We start from the raw sequence: 15998 nt of genomic DNA, 5'->3' as shown, positions 1-15998 counted from the left end.
CCTGTACATCGTGACCGAGGCATCATTGCCGAAAGAGGTCTGACCTGATCCACAGTGTTAACCACAAGCGGGTGCGCCGCCAACATCAGGAGGAGAAAAGTGAGATAAGAAACACGAAAATGAAAAACGCCGCGGAGCAGCGGCGCCGAAATGTTTAACGTAAACCCAGTTGGAAAATCAGGGTTTCGGCCTGACAGCTAAAGGTAAAGTCGATATTAAGCTGCACGCCACCGGCCTCTTCTACCATGCTGGAATCGATAACGCAGGGTTCTGACTCGACCTGGCGCGCCCTTTCCGTCAGCTGCGCCAGTTTCGTTTCGGCATCTGCGCGATCTTTACACCATGCTGACCAGCTGGCCGTACAGTCTGAATTATCCATCACCGTACCAACATCAACGCAACAGCAGGCAGCCGTTTCCGTCGCGCTACATTTTTTTAAAGCATTTGTCATGATTTTCTCCTGACATCACATCATAAGGTGGGTGAGTTTTCTGCTGAAAATTTTACGCTCTGGCTTATCAACCCGCTACACACACCGCGCTAAGTGACGAATATCACAATAAAATTTGATGTGGATCAGTTTTGCTCCTGCCGCTCTGCCCATTTATTCCCGAGAAGTGTTAAGCAGATCGAATTTTCACCTATCAAATTGGAAATATTTTAAAAACAATATTGCAACATGTGTACAGGTCGGACCTATACTCTCCGCACTGGTCTGATATGTGCATTTGACATCAGTCCATACAATCCGCCGTTCCTTGTTACGCGACGTCACAACGTTAAATAATAATTCACATGAGGTTGTGGTCATGAACCATAAAAACCTGTTCGCAAAGTCAGCCGTGGCAGCTGCAGTAGCGCTTATTTCCTCTAACGTATATGCAGCCGGATTTCAGTTAAATGAATTTTCTTCCATTGGTTTAGGTCGCGCTTATTCTGGCGAAGGCGCAATGGGTGATACGGCGGCCTCAGCCAGTCGTAACCCGGCAACCATGGCACTCATAGATCGCCCTGAATTTTCAATCGGTGCGGTTTACATCGATCCTGAAGTGGATATCAGTGGCCAAAGCCCGACGGGCCGCAGCCTGGACGCGAAAAACATCGCACCGAACCAATGGATCCCTAACCTGCATTACGTCCAGCCGATCAATGACAAGTGGTGGGTAGGCGCGTCAGCGACGTCTAACTACGGCCTGGCGACAGAGTTTAACAACGGTTATACCGCGGGCGGGCTGGGCGGCAAAACTGACCTGATGACGGGTAACCTGAACCTCAGCACGACTTATCGTTTGAATGAGCATTTCAGCTTCGGGGTAGGTTTTGATGCTGTATATGCCAAAGCTAAAATTGAGCGCTATGCTGGTGAAGCGGGCGCACGGCTCGGTATACCCGCAGATACGCAAGTTGCCTATCTTAAGGGGGACAAATGGGGCTACGGCTGGAACGCTGGCGTACTCTACGAAGTCGATGACAATAACCGTTTTGGTTTTACCTACCGCTCCGAAGTGAAAATTGACTTTGATGGAGACTATAAAAGTAGCCTGCCATTCAATCCTCGTAATAACCCAGAAGTTACTAATCTCCCGACAGGTACAAACGGCTCTACAGTTCCCGGCGCGTTAACCTTAAACCTGCCGGAAATGTGGGAAGTTTCAGGCTGGCATAAAGTGGCACCACAGTGGGCCGTGCACTATAGCCTGGCCTACACCAGCTGGAGTCAGTTTCAGGAGCTGAAAGCAACGGGCTCAAACGGCCAGACGCTGTTCTATAAAGATGAAGGTTTCCACGATGCCTACCGCATCGCACTGGGTACCACCTACCAGTACGACAAAAACTGGACCTTCCGCAGCGGTATCGCCTTTGATGACAGCCCGGTTCCGGCTGACAAGCGTTCTATCTCTATCCCGGATCAGGACCGTTTGTGGCTGAGCGCCGGTGCCTCTTATGCGTTTAACGACGATGCATCGGTAGACGTCGGCGTGTCTTACATGCACGGTCAGAAAGTGACCGTGCAGGAAGGCTCCTATACCTTTAACTCTAGTGGTAAAGCCTGGCTGTATGGCGCAAGCTTCAACTACAAGTTCTGATGCACGAAATGCATAAAAAAAGCGACACTGAGTGTCGCTTTTTTATTGCTCATGGGAACGTCACACGTCATGCAGCCTGGTGACAACCCTGTAACAGCTTCACGTCATCACCCCGGGCCGCTTATCAGGCCGCCCTTGCGACAGGCGGCTTCAGGCGGGCCATGATTTACTGCGAATCAATGTCTTTCAGATCGTCCTGGATCGCCGCCGCATTCGGATTTTCTTCTGGCTTCAGCTTGCCGCCGCGCGCCAGGAAGTCGTAGCGCTGGAAGTAGGCGCTACGGATAAAGGCGTAAGGATCGCGTTGCTGTTTCAGGATAGCATCCGAGTCCAGCAACTGTGCGCGCGATTCGATGCCTTCCAGCGTCCATTTACCGATGGACATGGGCCAGGTCAACCAGCCAAGCACAGGATAAAGCGTATCGACGTAATCACCGCCGTCTTGACGTATCGTGAAGCTGCCATAGGCCGGTAACTGCACATAAGGCCCATAGCCCACGCCATAGTGACCCAGCGTGGTACCAAAACGCTGCGGTCCCTGGCGCGCCAGTTCCGGATTGGCTTTACCGGCGACATCAATGAAACCGCCCAGCCCCAGCACCGTATTCAGGAAGAAACGTGTAAAGTGGATACCTGCATTGCGCGGCTCGCCGACCAGAATCGCATTTACCATACTGGCAGGTTCGCTGAGGTTGCCCAGGAAGTTGCTGAGGCCCGCGCGCGCAGGCACGGGAACATAGTCGCGCCAGGCCACTGCCACAGGGCGCAGCACGTAAGGGTCCAGCACGTTATAGTTGAAGTTAAACATTGTGCGGTTAAAACCTTCAAGCGGATCGCTACGCCCTGCAGGCGCATCGTCAGCAGGCTTTGAACTGGCACAACCAACCAGAAGCACACTGGTCAAAGCCAGGCTGGTCAGGCGGTGATCCATTTTTTTCTCCCTGTGCATATAAGTTATTTATACCCTGCTGAGTTTCAGCGGGTAGATCAGCGCAGTCCAGCAAGCATAGCTGATATCTCCCGTGCGGTTGGCAGATTCAGACATTGCCAGACTCCAGCCGGTTAAGGCTGCTGTTTATCAATCGCGACGTCAATGTGCTGATGGCCATCCCAGGGGACTATCGCGCTGGCGCCAAACCAGTCGCCCGGCTCAGGATTTGCGCGGCCATTTCGTGCAATCCTGACGCGAACCTGAATCTGTTTCTGTGTTGAAAGACGTCGGTCCTGTAACATGGCATTGCTGTCATCCAGCGTCAGCGAGACGGGAAAGTGTCCGGGCGAGACGCGTTTCACCGCCACCGGCACCGGCGAGACGGCGTCAGTCACCGAAATATACATGACTCCGCCCGGCGGTAACATTTTTTCTGCCTGGGGAGAAAGCGTCACCTCGACCGTTAGTTGACTGCTTTGCTGCCCTGCATCGGTTTTGGCTTGCTCAATGCTGCGCGCAATGCCCTCACGACGAGGATCGTCGGCCGGTAACACCTGCAACAGGGTTTGCCAGCTGTCTATCGCCTGCGAATACTGCTGTTGTTCAAACGCATTATAGGCCAGCAGGCTTAGGGTGCGGATATCCTGCGGATGCTGTTTAAGCAGATCCTTGAGCAGCAGCCCGGCCTGGCGGTTATCCTGAGGATCGACCGATCGCGTCAGCACCTCAGCATAATCCTTCTGCAGGGCAAAATTATTCGGTGCCAGCTGCAACGCATGCTCGAAAGCCTGACGCGCGCCCGTGGCATTGTTGAGTACCATACCGAGGCGGCCCAGCATCGCCCAGCCACTGAGGTTATCAGGTTCGGTTTGCAGCTGGCTGCGCAAACCGAGCTGCAAGCCAGAGAGCTGCTCTTGGGTAAGTGGCCGGGCATGGGGATCCATGAGCTGGGCGCGCAGCGCCGGATACGCTTCCTGCACCTGGAGCCAGCCACTTAACTGCGTTAAGCCACCGGTTTTAAGATAGCTTGCCAGAGACACGATTACTAAAACGATCAGGCCGGGTAACAGCACCCAGCGACGGCTGCGGTGCGAGTGGGCATCCGAAGCGGGCGGAATATCGCTAAGCAGGGTTTGCTGTAACTCCTGCTCCATCACGGCGCGATCGGCAATTACGCCCTGCTCTTCGTCCAGGGTCATCTCAGCCAGCCGCTGCCGATAAAAATGCGTATTAAGGTTGTCGCGCGCTGCCGTGTGGGTTTCACGTTGACGCCAGCCTGCGGCTAAAAACAGTACGCTGGCCGCCAGCAGCAGCAGAAAAATCGTGAGTAAAAAGACAGCCATTATCGTTTCCTGTCCGACTTCAGAATCGCCGCCAGACGCTGTTGTTCCTGGTCATCAAGCTCGCTTCGGGTTTTACGCTGACGACTACGCCACACGATCACGGTACCGCCCACAATCACAAACAGCGCCGGCCCGGCCCACAGGATCAGGGTTGAGGGCGTGACAGGCGGCTGGTAACTGACGAAATTGCCATAACGCGCCACCATATAGTCGATGATTTGCTGACGGCTCTGCCCCTGCTTCATCAGTTGATAAACTTTCAACCGCATATCTGACGCAATCATCGCATTAGAGTCGGCGATGCTGTTGTTCTGGCATTTGGGACAGCGCAGCGAGGCCGTGATTTCACGGTACTGCTCCTCCTGCGCCACGGAGTCAAACGCATAGGTATCAATCGCGGCCCACAGGCTGGCACTAAACAGCAGCCCACAAAGCATCATCATCAGGGATCTCATGCGCCGCTCTCCTTCGTGTATTTATCCCACAAGGGTTTGACTTCCTGTTGCCAGACGCGCGGGTTCAGATCGCCAGCATGGCGATAGCGAATAATGCCTTTGCCATCAATCAAAAAGGTTTCAGGTGCGCCATAAACGCCGAGATCGAGGCCCAACATCCCGTTACCGTCATACAGGCTGAGCGCATAAGGATTACCCAGCGTGTTCAGCCAGGTTACTGCCTTCTGGCGATCGTCTTTGTAGTTCAACCCTACAACCCGAACGCCCTGCTCTGCCAGCTCATTAAGATAGCGATGCTCGGCGCGGCAGGTCGGACACCAGGTTGCCCAGACGTTCAGCAACAGTGGTTTACCGGTGATCAACGTTTGCTGATCATAGGTTTTGCCTGGCTTATCCAGCGCCTCCAGCCTGAACACGGGCAAGGGCTTACCAATTAAGGCCGATTCCAGCCGTGAAGGATCGTCGCCTTCCGCATTACGTGACAGCTGCCACAGCAGCGCGGCAGCCAGCAGTAAAAATAAGCCCAGCGGAACAAATAGAATTTTTTTCATGTCCGCACCTCGCGATCGGCTTTCTTGCGCGAGCGATAGCGCGGGTCGAGCAAACAGAACAGCCCTCCGACGGCCATAAACAAGCCGCCAAACCAGATCCAGCGGACGAAGGGTTTGTAGTAGATACGCACCGCCCAGCTACCGTCACTGAGCTCTTCACCCAGCGCGGCGTAAAGATCGCGGGTAAAGCCGCCGTCGATCGCCGCCTCGGTCATCATGGTGCGCGCGGCAGAGTAAAAGCGTTTTTCCGCATACAACACGGCTTCCGGCTTGCCCTTGCGGGAAACGTCAATGACCGCCACGCCGCCGCTGTAATTAGGGCCTTGTAAGTCCTGAACATCACGAAAAACAAAATGGTAGTGATGGATATCGACGCTGTCGCCCGCTTTCATGCGCACGTCGCGCTCAACGCTGTATTGGGTACTGAACGCAATGCCAATAACGGTGACGCCCACGCCGAGATGTCCAAGCACCATGCCCCAGTGACTGCGCGAAAGGTGACGTAATCCGGTAAAAAAACGATGACGATGAGTGGCACGCTCATGCAGCTCCATCAGGGTCAACAGGATGATCCATACCGCCATCAGTAATCCCACCACCGTCATGGCTTCAACACGATCCTGCAACCACCAGGGCAGCAGCACGGAGGCCAGCAGCGTCACGAGCAGCGCTATCAGCAGACGACGAACCAGCTTTTGTGGCTCATCTCGTCGCCAGCGCACTAACGGCCCAATACCGAGCATTAACGCCAGCGGAGCCATCAGCCAACTGAACATGGTATTAAAGAAGGGTTCGCCTACCGAAATGCTGCCCAGTCCTAACTGTTTATGCACCAGCGGTAACAGCGTGCCGAGCAGGACCACCAGCATGGCCGCGATTAACAGGACGTTATTCCCCAGCAGAAAAGATTCTCGCGACCAGAGCTCATTTTGCACCCGACTGCGCACCTGGCCGCCTTTAATGGCATACAGCAGCAGCGAGCTGCCAATCACGATGACCAAAAATGCGAGAATAAACATGCCGCGCGCCGGATCGGAGGCGAAAGCATGTACCGAGACCAGCACGCCGGAACGGACCAGGAAGGTACCGAGCAGGCTCAGTGAGAACGCGGTAATAGCCAGCAGCACCGTCCAGGCCTTGAAGGTGCCGCGTTTTTCCGTGACCGCCAGCGAGTGCATTAAGGCGGTGCCCGCCAGCCACGGCATAAAGGAGGCGTTTTCCACCGGGTCCCAGAACCACCAGCCGCCCCAGCCCAGTTCGTAATAAGCCCAAGCGGAACCCAGCACAATGCCAATGGTCAGGAATAACCAGGCGGCGGTAGTCCAGGGACGCGACCAGCGCGCCCAGGCGGTATCCAGCCGTCCCGCCATTAATGAGGCGATGGCAAAAGCAAAGGCCACGGAGAATCCGACATAGCCCATATACAGCAGTGGCGGATGAAAGATCAGGCCGATATCCTGCAACATTGGATTAAGATCGCGACCGTCTACGGGAAAATCGGGCAGCGTTCGGCTGAAGGGATTGGAGGTGAGGATGATAAACAGCAAAAAGCCCAGATTGATCATTCCCATTACCGACAACACCCGAGCCAGCGCGTCCTGCGGCATACCGCGGCTGAAGATTGCAACGGCCAGCGTCCAGCCACTCAGCAGCAGCACCCACAGCAGCAACGAGCCTTCATGCGCGCCCCAGGTGGCCGCAATGCGGTAGTAAACCGGCAGCAGTGAGTTTGAGTTGTTGACGACATAGCTCACGGTAAAATCGTTAACGATAAACGCCCAGACCAGCAGCATAAAAGCCCCCGCGACGCAGGCAAACAGGCCAACGGCAAGCGGACGTGCCATGCCCATCAGGCGGGCATCCAGGCGCCAGGCGCCCCACAGCGGATAGACGCTGAGCAGCAGCGCCAACGCTAATCCAAGACAGAGTAAGAAACTGCCCAGTTCTGGCATCATGGTGTACGTCCTGCCGGGTTATTCGCGGCCTGTTGCGCAGAGGGTGCGGGTTTCATCGCGGTGCTGATTTCGGGAGGCGTGTAGTTTTCATCATGTTTTGCCAGCACTTCTTTGGCTTTGATCAGGTTGCCGGGTTCAAGTACGCCCTGCGCGACAACGCCCTGACCTTCGCGGAACAGATCCGGTAAAATACCGACAAAGCTCACGTTGACCACACCGCGACCATCATAAAGCTGGAAGGAAACCGCCAGCGTGTGGGGATCCCGCGTCACGCTGCCAGGCATCACGACGCCGCCCACGCGCAGGCGCTGTCCGGGCTCAGGCTTGATGTGCGCATCGCCTTTTCCCTCCAGGATTTCACCCGGCGTATAAAACAGATCGATATTGGACCGCAGCGCATACATCACCAGTGCGGTCGCCAGCCCAAGTCCGGTAAGTATCGCCACCACGACATACAGGCGATTACGACGGCGGGTATTCACTTCTCTTCTCCTGACGTAGGGTTGGCGGTACGTTGAACGTTGGCCGCTCGCAGGCGGCGCTCCCGTGCATCACGCTGGCGAATGTCCGCCAGCAAACGTCGGTGTGACCACCTACTATGCAAGATCAGGGCGAAAAGCGGCACCAGCGTGCCTGCCACCGCCAGCCACACATAAAAGGCGTAGCCGCCCATGGCAACGAAGTCATGCCATGAGGCAAAAGCGGGCGTCATACTTTGCTCCTTGTCTTCGCCAGGGCAATTGCCCAGGGACGTTTACGTTCCGTAAGCAGGATCAGGTTACGTAAGCGCATCAGCGTTAAGGTGATAAACAACAGCAGGTCACCCAGGATGGCCCAGCGCAGCGGCGTGCGCATCGGCGGCGCGATCGCCTGTTGCAGCAACCCGGACGATCCCTGATGTAAGGTATTCCACCACTGCACAGAGAAATGAATGATGGGCAGATTGATCACCCCGACCAAAATGAGCACGCCTGCGGCCCGCCCGGCCATGCGACGATCGTCGAAGGCCTGATACAGCGCAATCACGCCCAGATATAAAAACAGCAGCACCAGTTCTGACGTCAGTCTGGCATCCCATATCCACCAGGTTCCCCACATCGGCTTGCCCCAGGCAGAACCGGTGACCAGCGCGATAAAGGTAAACACGGCACCGATTGGCGCCATCGCCGCTGACACTAAATCGGCCATTTTCATCTGCCAGACCAGCCCCGTGAACGCCGCAACGGCCATCGCGCTGTATATCCCCATCGACCACATGGCCGCCGGAACGTGGATATACATAATGCGAAAGCTGTCACCCTGCTGGTAGTCTGCCGGTGCATAGCCAAATCCCCATACCCAGGCCAGCAGCAGTACCGCCGCACTGGCCAGAGCAAACCACGGCAGCAGGCGACCGCACAACTGATAGAGCCGTTCGGGCTTAGCCAGCTGATGTAATCCTTTCCACATGTTCAATTGCTCACATTAAAATAAACGCTAATAACACGTCTGATGCGTGCTGATTTAGTGCAACGTAATCCGCAACGCCGCGGCGGTGGCAAAAGGCGCCAGCGTTGCACTCGCGACGAGCATTGCCCCCAGCAACGCCAGATAACCGCCAATGGCGACGCCCTGTCCTGCGGCATCAATGGCCGCGCTGGCAAAAATCAAGACAGGAATCGCCAACGGCAGGACCAACAGGCTGAGCAGCACGCCACCACGACGTAATCCCACAGTCAGCCCCACCCCAATTGCGCCAAGAAAACTCAGCGTCGGTGTTCCCAGCAGCAGCGTCAGTGCCACCGCTCGCCAGCTCGGGATATCCAGGGACAGCAACAGAGCCGCCAGCGGCGAAAGCAGGATTAACGGCAAGCCGGTGACCAGCCAGTGGGCAATCACTTTGCCCAGCACCATGACCGGCAGCGACGTGGGAGACAATAAAAGTTGCTCCAGCGTGCCGTCATTGAAGTCATCGCGAAACAGCCTTTCCAGCGCCAGCAGCGAGGAGAGCAACGCAGCAACCCAGACAATACCAGGCGCGATCCGGGCCAGTTGCTGAGGATCGGGACCGATACCCAACGGGAAAAGCGTAATCACGATCAGGAAAAACCACAGTGGATTAACCACCTCCGCACCGCGGCGACAGGCGATGCGTAATTCACGTTGAATAAGACGACACAACATTACTGCCACTCCATGGCATGCAGGCGAACGGTTTTTATCTGACCGTTCAGCCCCGGCAGCGCCTGATGACTCGTCACAATAACAGAACCGCCCTGTTGCGCGTGTTCCGCAAAGCGCCCCATTAAGGTCTCGACGCCGACAGGATCAAGAGCGGTTAAGGGTTCATCCAGAATCCACAGGGTTGCCTGGGTCAGCCACAGCCGGGCCAGCGCGATTCGCCGCTGTTGCCCTGCAGAGAGCTGCGCGGCTGGCACGTCTTCATAGCCCGCCAGTCCGACGCTGGCCAGTGCAGTAAAAATATGCTCATCGCGGCAGTTCGGATGATAAAAGCGTAGATTTTCCAGCGCCGACAACGCCGAGGTGATCCCCGGCAGATGCCCAAGATAAAGCATGGCCTGATGCCAGACATCGCGTTGCTGATGAATTTGCTGCGACTGCCAACGCACCTCGCCGTGTTCAGGCGTGCTCAACCCGGCCAGAATCCGTAGCAGCGACGTTTTACCGGCCCCGTTTGGCCCTTCAATTTGTACGATATCACCTGCCGACACGCGAAACGTGAGCGCCTCAAAGAGAGCACGTCCATCACGCACACAAAGCAGATTCATGATTTCCAACATAGAGGGGTAAATCGCGCCAGCCAAATAAGGCGCAAATGATAGCACAATGTTGCAGTGTGCCGAAGACCGTGCGCGGCCCCCTTTCCCACTGAGGTTGGATATTCGTGCTTTTCACGACATTAAGCGGACAAAAAGCGCACCACAGCAAAATGTTGTAACTTTTGTTAGCTGTTGTAGAAACAATTTCGCGGGCCAAAAAACGACTACGCTTATAACGCATTTGCACTGTTACCAGGAGAAAACATGAAGCCTTCATCAAGCACCAGTCAGGGACCTAACGGCGTAGACAGCGAAGAGAAAGAACAGGGCAAAGAGGATATTGAAGTGGATGAAGACGCCCTGCCCTCTCGCGCCGCCGCTATCCATGAGGAGATTCGTCAGGACGGGGAAAAAGAGCTGGAACGTGACGGTATGGCGCTGCTGTGGTCAGCTATTGCTGCCGGGCTGTCGATGGGCGCCTCGCTGATGGCTAAGGGCATTTTTCAGGTGCATCTGGATGGCGTGCCCGGCGCGTTTTTACTGGAAAATCTTGGCTACACCTTTGGCTTTGTGATTGTGATTATGGCACGGCAGCAACTTTTCACTGAAAACACCGTGACCGCCGTCCTGCCCTTTATGCACAAACCTACTGTGAGCAATCTTGGCTTATTGCTTCGCCTGTGGGGCATTGTGCTGCTGGGTAATCTTATCGGGACAGCGTTCGCAGCTCTGGCGTTTACTGAAATGCCGATTTTTGATGAAGCCACCCGACAGGCCTTTACCGACATCAGCATGAAGGTAATGGAACATACGCCGGGCGAGATGTTTGCGAATGCGGTGATTTCAGGTTGGATCATTGCCACCATGGTCTGGATGTTCCCCTATGCCGGTGCCGCCAAGCTGTTTGTCATTGTGATGATGACCTGGCTGGTCGCGCTGGGCGATCTGGCGCATATCGTGGTGGGTTCCGTCGAAGTGCTTTACCTGGTATTTAACGGCAGCATTCCCTGGACCGAGTTTCTCTGGCCCTTTGCTATCCCGACGCTGTTGGGCAATCTGACGGGCGGTACGTTGATTTTCGCCCTGATCAGCCATGCGCAGATTCGCAATGATATGGGCGAAGCTGCCCAGGCAAAGGCGAAAGCGGAACGACGTAAAGCGGAGAAAAAACGTCAGCAGCAACAAGAAGAACGCTAAATTGCTGACAGAATGAGCAAACGCGCGGCGGTGTAGTGAATCCTGCCGCCTAACTGCGGTATACTGCGCTGGCGTCTCCTTAGTTAAATGGATATAACGAGCCCCTCCTAAGGGCTAGTTGCAGGTTCGATTCCTGCAGGGGACACCATATGCTAGTCTCTCAACGTATCTTAAAGTCTACTTTACCCTTTCCATTCAGTCATTTAACTCATATTTATAGTCCACCTGCGTCTCCCGTGGGCTCACAAAATCCACAGTGTTATGTTGGTACAATTGTTGGTATGTTTGGTTCGATAATGCAGATACCATCAGCCGGGGATTTTTACTATGCCGCTCACTGAGTTAAAGGTAAGAAATGCTAAGGCTGCTGTGAAGCCGGTCAAAATGACAGACGGTAATGGTATGCATCTTTTGATTACCCCACACGGTTCCAAATACTGGCGTTTTCAGTATCGCTTTGGTAGCAAACAAAAGATTCTTGCTCTCGGTGTTTATCCTGAGGTCACGTTATCGGAAGCCCGACGCAGAAGAGACGAAGCCAGGCAACTCGTGGCAAATGGCGTTGATCCAAGTGAAAAACGCAAAGCTGATAAGGTTGAGATCAAAGGGCTACTGACATTTGAAAAGGTTGCACGAGACTGGCATTCCAGTAACAGGACCTGGTCGGAAAGCCACAGAGCGACTGTGTTAAGCAGTCTTGAGAGTCATTTATTCCCCATTATTGGCAATCGTAATATCACAGAACTCAAAACCCGTGACTTACTGATTCCACTAAAAAGGGCTGAAGCAACAGGTCACTTAGAACTCGCTTCACGTCTTCAACAACGCATAACTGCGGTCATGAGATATGCTGTCCACAATGCATTGATTGAGCAAAATCCTGCCTATGACCTCGCTGGTGCTGTAATTTCTAAAAAAAGTATTCACCGCCCTGCCCTTCCTTTAGAACGGCTACCAGAACTCATGCAACGAGTTGAAGCTTACAAAGGCAAAGGCGTCACACAGATTGCGACCCAACTTACACTCCTGACATTTGTCCGTTCGAGTGAATTAAGATTTGCACGTTGGTCAGAAGTAGATTTCAAAAACTCACTATGGACTATACCCGCAGAGCGACAAGCACTCACTGGCGTTCGATATTCAGCAAGAGGGGCAAAAATGAAAAGCCCTCATCTGGTGCCTTTAAGTAAACAAGCTAAAAAATTGTTGTTACAGCTACATGCAATCAGTGGTGGCAAAGACCTCATGTTCATCGGATTTAGTAATGACGACAGGCCGATCAGTGAAAACACCGTCAACAAAGCCCTTAGAACCATGGGATACAATACCCAAACTGAAGTTTGTGGGCATGGTTTTAGGACGATGGCTTGCAGTGCATTGATTGAATCCGGGCTTTGGTCAAGAGACGCTGTAGAGAGGCAAATGAGCCACCAAGAGCGTAACAGCGTTAGGGCAGCTTACATTCATAAAGCACAGCATTTGGAAGAGCGAAAACTGATGTTGCAGTGGTGGGCTGACTATCTGGAAGCTTGTAAAGAAGAAGCACAAACACCTTTTTACTTCTCAAAAAAATCCCATTCTACAGGGACGTAATTTTTTGTGGATAGTTTTTAATTAATAAGCATAAAACACTTAGAGTTGCTAACTTCTGATTCAGACAGTTATTCTTCCTGCACCATAAAATACATCAAAGAGGTCAGGATATTTTTCTTCTTTTTCAAATATCAACTCATGTCTTACCTTCTGGTGCAGATTTATAACCTTAGATTCAAAGCTTGAATAGTTTTTATTCAAATCTCTCGAAGCCTTACTTTTTAAATTGTTAGCTAGTTCAATTGCTGTTTGGTTCATTGAGAGCGATAAATTTAATGCTGCAACACCAGCCGCTACCGCGCAAGCTCCGCTTGTGCCTTTAAAATTATGCGTATATTTCTTCAGGTCTGCGGAGAGCGTAGTAAGACCTAAGTTTTTAATTTCTCCATTTGAAGAATAGGCATCATGTGATGGAGCACAAAGATCAATACCAGGTCCAAAACAAGAATAAGATGCTTTCCCATAAAAAGGGCTAATAGCTGACACAACTAATACATTGCTGAGAGTACTTAGATTATTGCTAAAATGAGATGAAAACTTCAGTTCACCATTAATATTTTGTGAGTATACTATCTTCTTATCCCCGTCATAATTAATAGGGCAATTACTATTACCAGCTGACCACAAAAAAAGCACACCTTTACCTCTTTTCCCTCCTTGAGAGGATAAAGAAGAGATCAAATCAATACTTTCATTATTAAGAATAAAATCAGGAAGCTTTGACCATGTATTTACGAATATATCAACTTTATCCGAGAGAGCCTTAACAAACTGCTGAAATCCAGATTGGTTTATGATAAATCTGTTATCGTAAGGCCATCGAATCGGTAAAATCTTTACCGTAGGGGCAATACCTATAGGAAGGCTATTGCTCAATGGCCCAGCGATCAGACCACAAATTGCCGTTCCGTGTTTAAATTTATCAGAGAAAACTCTATCAGCTTTCGATTTGTCTTTAGTAATATTAAGCTTACCGTTTTCAATGTAAGAAAATGCTTCAATATTATCGGAGTAATCATTACTAAAATTGTCAATCAAACACCCATCATCAGCTACTGCAACAACTATTTCACTATCACCAAAAGACTGATTTGAATTCCAATAATTTTCAGCATTAACTGAACATAAAGAACCTAAAGTAAAAGAGGGGTGATTACCATGCAAGTGCCATTGGTGATCATAAAGAAAATTATCTTTTAAAAGAGAATTAAGGGCATCAAATGATTTCATTGAGCATCCTCAAGAGATACAATTTCATTTTCCCAATGCTGTTTATATTCTTTACAACTTATCAAAAGTTCATGGTGCTTTCCTTCCGCGAATACACTACCATTTTTTATGAAAATTACTTTGTCCATATCATTAATGATATCAACACTATGAGATATACATATTACTGTTTTATTCGAAAAAAAGTTTTTGAGGTTTTCTAAAACTTTCGCTTTGGTATTTGGATCTAATGCTGAAGTTACTTCATCAAGTAAGAGAACATTATGTTTTTTTATTAAACCACGAGCTATATTTAACCTCTGCAATTGCCCGCCCGACAAAGTAGAACCTTTGTTCCCAATTTTTGTATTTAAAAAAGAGGTGAAACTTTCTTTTTCAGTCATAAGATCTTGCAAACAAACCGAACTTAGAACATGCTCAATTTCATTAATAGATAAGTTTTCCTTAGAAGTGCAAATATTATACATCACCGTATCATCAAAGAAATTTGCGTCCTGAGATACATATGAAATGTTCTCTCTTAGACTTGAGGTATTAAAATTATTCAATTCAGATGTATTAATCAATATAGAACCATCACTTTCATAATCATATAACCCTAACAATAACTTTAAAATAGTTGATTTCCCACACCCTGTAACACCTACTAAACCTACCTTTTCGCCTTTTTTAATTTTGAAGTTAATTTTGTTTAGGACCAACTTTTCGCCGTGTTTCATTGAGACGTTTTTAAACTCAATCAATTCGATATTATTTAGACAGTGATAACCTTCTTTTTCTTTTTCATTCTTTATCAGTGTGTTTAAGCTTGTATTGAATAAAGCATATGCACGAAACAAAGCAGTGAATTGGTCCATTAATGTTGAAAAAAGTCCCTCCAACTTAAATACCAATGCGTACACAACAGCCACTTCACCTGAAGAAATACCTTTTGAAATCCACATGAACAAGATCATCAGTGTTATGATAGACATTATGAGTGAACTCGTAATAATCATAATCGTCTCTGATCTCGTAATTGACCTTAAATACAAAGCAGATTTGTTTATAAAATCCTTTAGTGAAACCACTATCCTATTAGATTCATTTACATCATTATATTTAGAAAATAATTTCAGTGTTAAAACGCTATTGAAACTATCACTAATTACTCCATTGACGTTCACGGATTGATTTGCCGACTCACGAGCTAGTTGTTTTGTTTTAGGAACATAAACTTTAGCAATAAAAAAAATAGCGAGCATCCACGTGAAAATTGGAGCAAGCAAATACAGGTTAATCGACGCCATAACAGAGAAGGAGAATATAAAAAAAGCTGTTGTAACCCAAATGTTCTGGAAGAACAGAGAGGACATTTCATTGACAGCCTGACCAGCCTGCCAAATAGAAGTTGTTATTTTACCAGGATTATTACTGTCAAAAAAAACCATCTTATTTTTCAAGGTTTCTTTGTAGAGCTGAACTCGAACTAATGCACTTAATTTCGAGTATACTGCTTGATTTATTGTTAGTAAATTTAAGCACCTTAATAGAGGCCTAATAAACAAAAGTATTGCCAAAAAAAGAATAATAAAAATTTGGTTATCGCTTAATGCTTTAATGATAGTATCGCGATCCCGACTAACCTCACTAATCAGATCAACAAGCTTTCCTGAAGAATGAATTATAAAAACCTCACAACCAGAACATAATAAACCAAGTATGAAAAGTGAAGAAGCTAAAAGCTTATGATCTAATGCAAGTTTAACTAACACTCTTAAAGAATTTTTTTCTTTTAGAAAACCATTATCCTCTTCAAATGGCTTTATAAAGCTCTCAAATTTTTTTAAAATAGAAGTTAGCATTTTCTATCCTTATTTAAGCAACAGCACAAAAGCGCTGTTGCTTATCCCTATTG

16 protein-coding genes and 1 tRNA gene are annotated in these 15998 nt (G+C 50.0%); 4 read left to right on the top strand and 13 right to left on the bottom strand.

From position 1 onward, the window contains the following. Positions 1-154: 154 nt before the first annotated feature. Positions 155-451, bottom strand: a complete 297-nt coding sequence (locus tag AAIE03_RS03685) for a YfcZ/YiiS family protein (protein ID WP_014594205.1) — start codon at positions 449-451, stop codon at positions 155-157. Between the two features lie 358 nt (positions 452-809). On the opposite strand from AAIE03_RS03685, the gene fadL reads away from it, so the two are divergent. Beyond that, positions 810-2087, top strand: coding sequence for a long-chain fatty acid transporter FadL (gene fadL / locus AAIE03_RS03680; protein WP_498562796.1), 1278 nt, complete (start codon positions 810-812; stop codon positions 2085-2087). A gap of 166 nt (positions 2088-2253) precedes the next feature. Here fadL and mlaA read toward each other — a convergent pair whose 3' ends face one another. From mlaA to ccmA, 10 genes are all read right to left on the bottom strand, one after another. Then, on the bottom strand, positions 2254-3018 hold the full coding sequence (gene mlaA / locus AAIE03_RS03675) for a phospholipid-binding lipoprotein MlaA (protein ID WP_014605347.1): 765 nt from the start codon (positions 3016-3018) through the stop codon (positions 2254-2256). 131 nt (positions 3019-3149) lie between these two features. Beyond that, on the bottom strand, positions 3150-4361 hold the full coding sequence (ccmI, locus tag AAIE03_RS03670; RefSeq protein WP_029569037.1) for a c-type cytochrome biogenesis protein CcmI: 1212 nt from the start codon (positions 4359-4361) through the stop codon (positions 3150-3152). After that, a complete protein-coding gene (locus tag AAIE03_RS03665) occupies positions 4361-4816 on the bottom strand; it encodes a cytochrome c-type biogenesis protein (protein ID WP_022623449.1) in 456 nt (151 codons plus the stop codon). The genes ccmI and AAIE03_RS03665 overlap by 1 nt, the downstream gene beginning before the upstream one ends. After that, entirely contained in the window at positions 4813-5367 is a 555-nt protein-coding gene (locus tag AAIE03_RS03660) for a DsbE family thiol:disulfide interchange protein (RefSeq protein WP_014605344.1), read from the bottom strand. Before AAIE03_RS03660 ends, AAIE03_RS03665 begins: the two co-directional genes overlap by 4 nt. Continuing rightward, positions 5364-7322: a heme lyase CcmF/NrfE family subunit gene (locus tag AAIE03_RS03655; RefSeq protein ID WP_019106028.1), complete on the bottom strand. Its 1959-nt coding sequence runs from the start codon at positions 7320-7322 to the stop codon at positions 5364-5366. Before AAIE03_RS03655 ends, AAIE03_RS03660 begins: the two co-directional genes overlap by 4 nt. Continuing rightward, entirely contained in the window at positions 7319-7804 is a 486-nt protein-coding gene (ccmE, locus tag AAIE03_RS03650) for a cytochrome c maturation protein CcmE (protein WP_014594211.1), read from the bottom strand. The genes AAIE03_RS03655 and ccmE overlap by 4 nt, the downstream gene beginning before the upstream one ends. After that, complete coding sequence (gene ccmD, locus AAIE03_RS03645) at positions 7801-8034, bottom strand: heme exporter protein CcmD (RefSeq protein ID WP_105077774.1); 234 nt, start codon at positions 8032-8034, stop codon at positions 7801-7803. The genes ccmE and ccmD overlap by 4 nt, the downstream gene beginning before the upstream one ends. Beyond that, positions 8031-8771 (bottom strand): heme ABC transporter permease, encoded by a 741-nt coding sequence (locus AAIE03_RS03640; protein ID WP_014594213.1) that lies wholly within the window; start codon positions 8769-8771, stop codon positions 8031-8033. Before AAIE03_RS03640 ends, ccmD begins: the two co-directional genes overlap by 4 nt. A 54-nt stretch (positions 8772-8825) precedes the next feature. After that, positions 8826-9485 (bottom strand): heme exporter protein CcmB, encoded by a 660-nt coding sequence (gene ccmB, locus AAIE03_RS03635; protein ID WP_019106029.1) that lies wholly within the window; start codon positions 9483-9485, stop codon positions 8826-8828. After that, positions 9485-10102 carry a cytochrome c biogenesis heme-transporting ATPase CcmA gene (ccmA, locus tag AAIE03_RS03630; RefSeq protein ID WP_089517163.1) on the bottom strand — a complete coding sequence of 206 codons (618 nt, stop codon included), beginning with the start codon at positions 10100-10102 and terminating at the stop codon, positions 9485-9487. The genes ccmB and ccmA overlap by 1 nt, the downstream gene beginning before the upstream one ends. A gap of 243 nt (positions 10103-10345) precedes the next feature. On the opposite strand from ccmA, the gene AAIE03_RS03625 reads away from it, so the two are divergent. From AAIE03_RS03625 to AAIE03_RS03615, 3 genes are all read left to right on the top strand, one after another. After that, entirely contained in the window at positions 10346-11278 is a 933-nt protein-coding gene (locus tag AAIE03_RS03625; RefSeq protein WP_089517162.1) for a formate/nitrite transporter family protein, read from the top strand. 73 nt (positions 11279-11351) lie between these two features. Beyond that, a tRNA-Arg gene (locus AAIE03_RS03620) sits at positions 11352-11426 on the top strand. A gap of 179 nt (positions 11427-11605) precedes the next feature. After that, a complete protein-coding gene (locus tag AAIE03_RS03615; RefSeq protein WP_158150921.1) occupies positions 11606-12871 on the top strand; it encodes a tyrosine-type recombinase/integrase in 1266 nt (421 codons plus the stop codon). Between the two features lie 60 nt (positions 12872-12931). On the opposite strand, the gene AAIE03_RS03610 is transcribed toward AAIE03_RS03615, so the two are convergent. Continuing rightward, entirely contained in the window at positions 12932-14101 is a 1170-nt protein-coding gene (locus AAIE03_RS03610; protein WP_064366511.1) for a S8 family serine peptidase, read from the bottom strand. Then, the gene (locus AAIE03_RS03605; RefSeq protein WP_498562795.1) at positions 14098-15945 is read right to left on the bottom strand and encodes an ABC transporter ATP-binding protein; all 1848 of its coding nucleotides are present in this window, start codon (positions 15943-15945) and stop codon (positions 14098-14100) included. The genes AAIE03_RS03610 and AAIE03_RS03605 overlap by 4 nt, the downstream gene beginning before the upstream one ends. Positions 15946-15998: the final 53 nt, after the last annotated feature.

The sequence above is a fragment of the Pantoea sp. Ae19-2 genome (assembly GCF_059801205.1).
The sequence above is the reverse complement of the archived record's forward strand: the minus strand, read 5'-3'. Positions and strand labels throughout refer to the sequence as shown.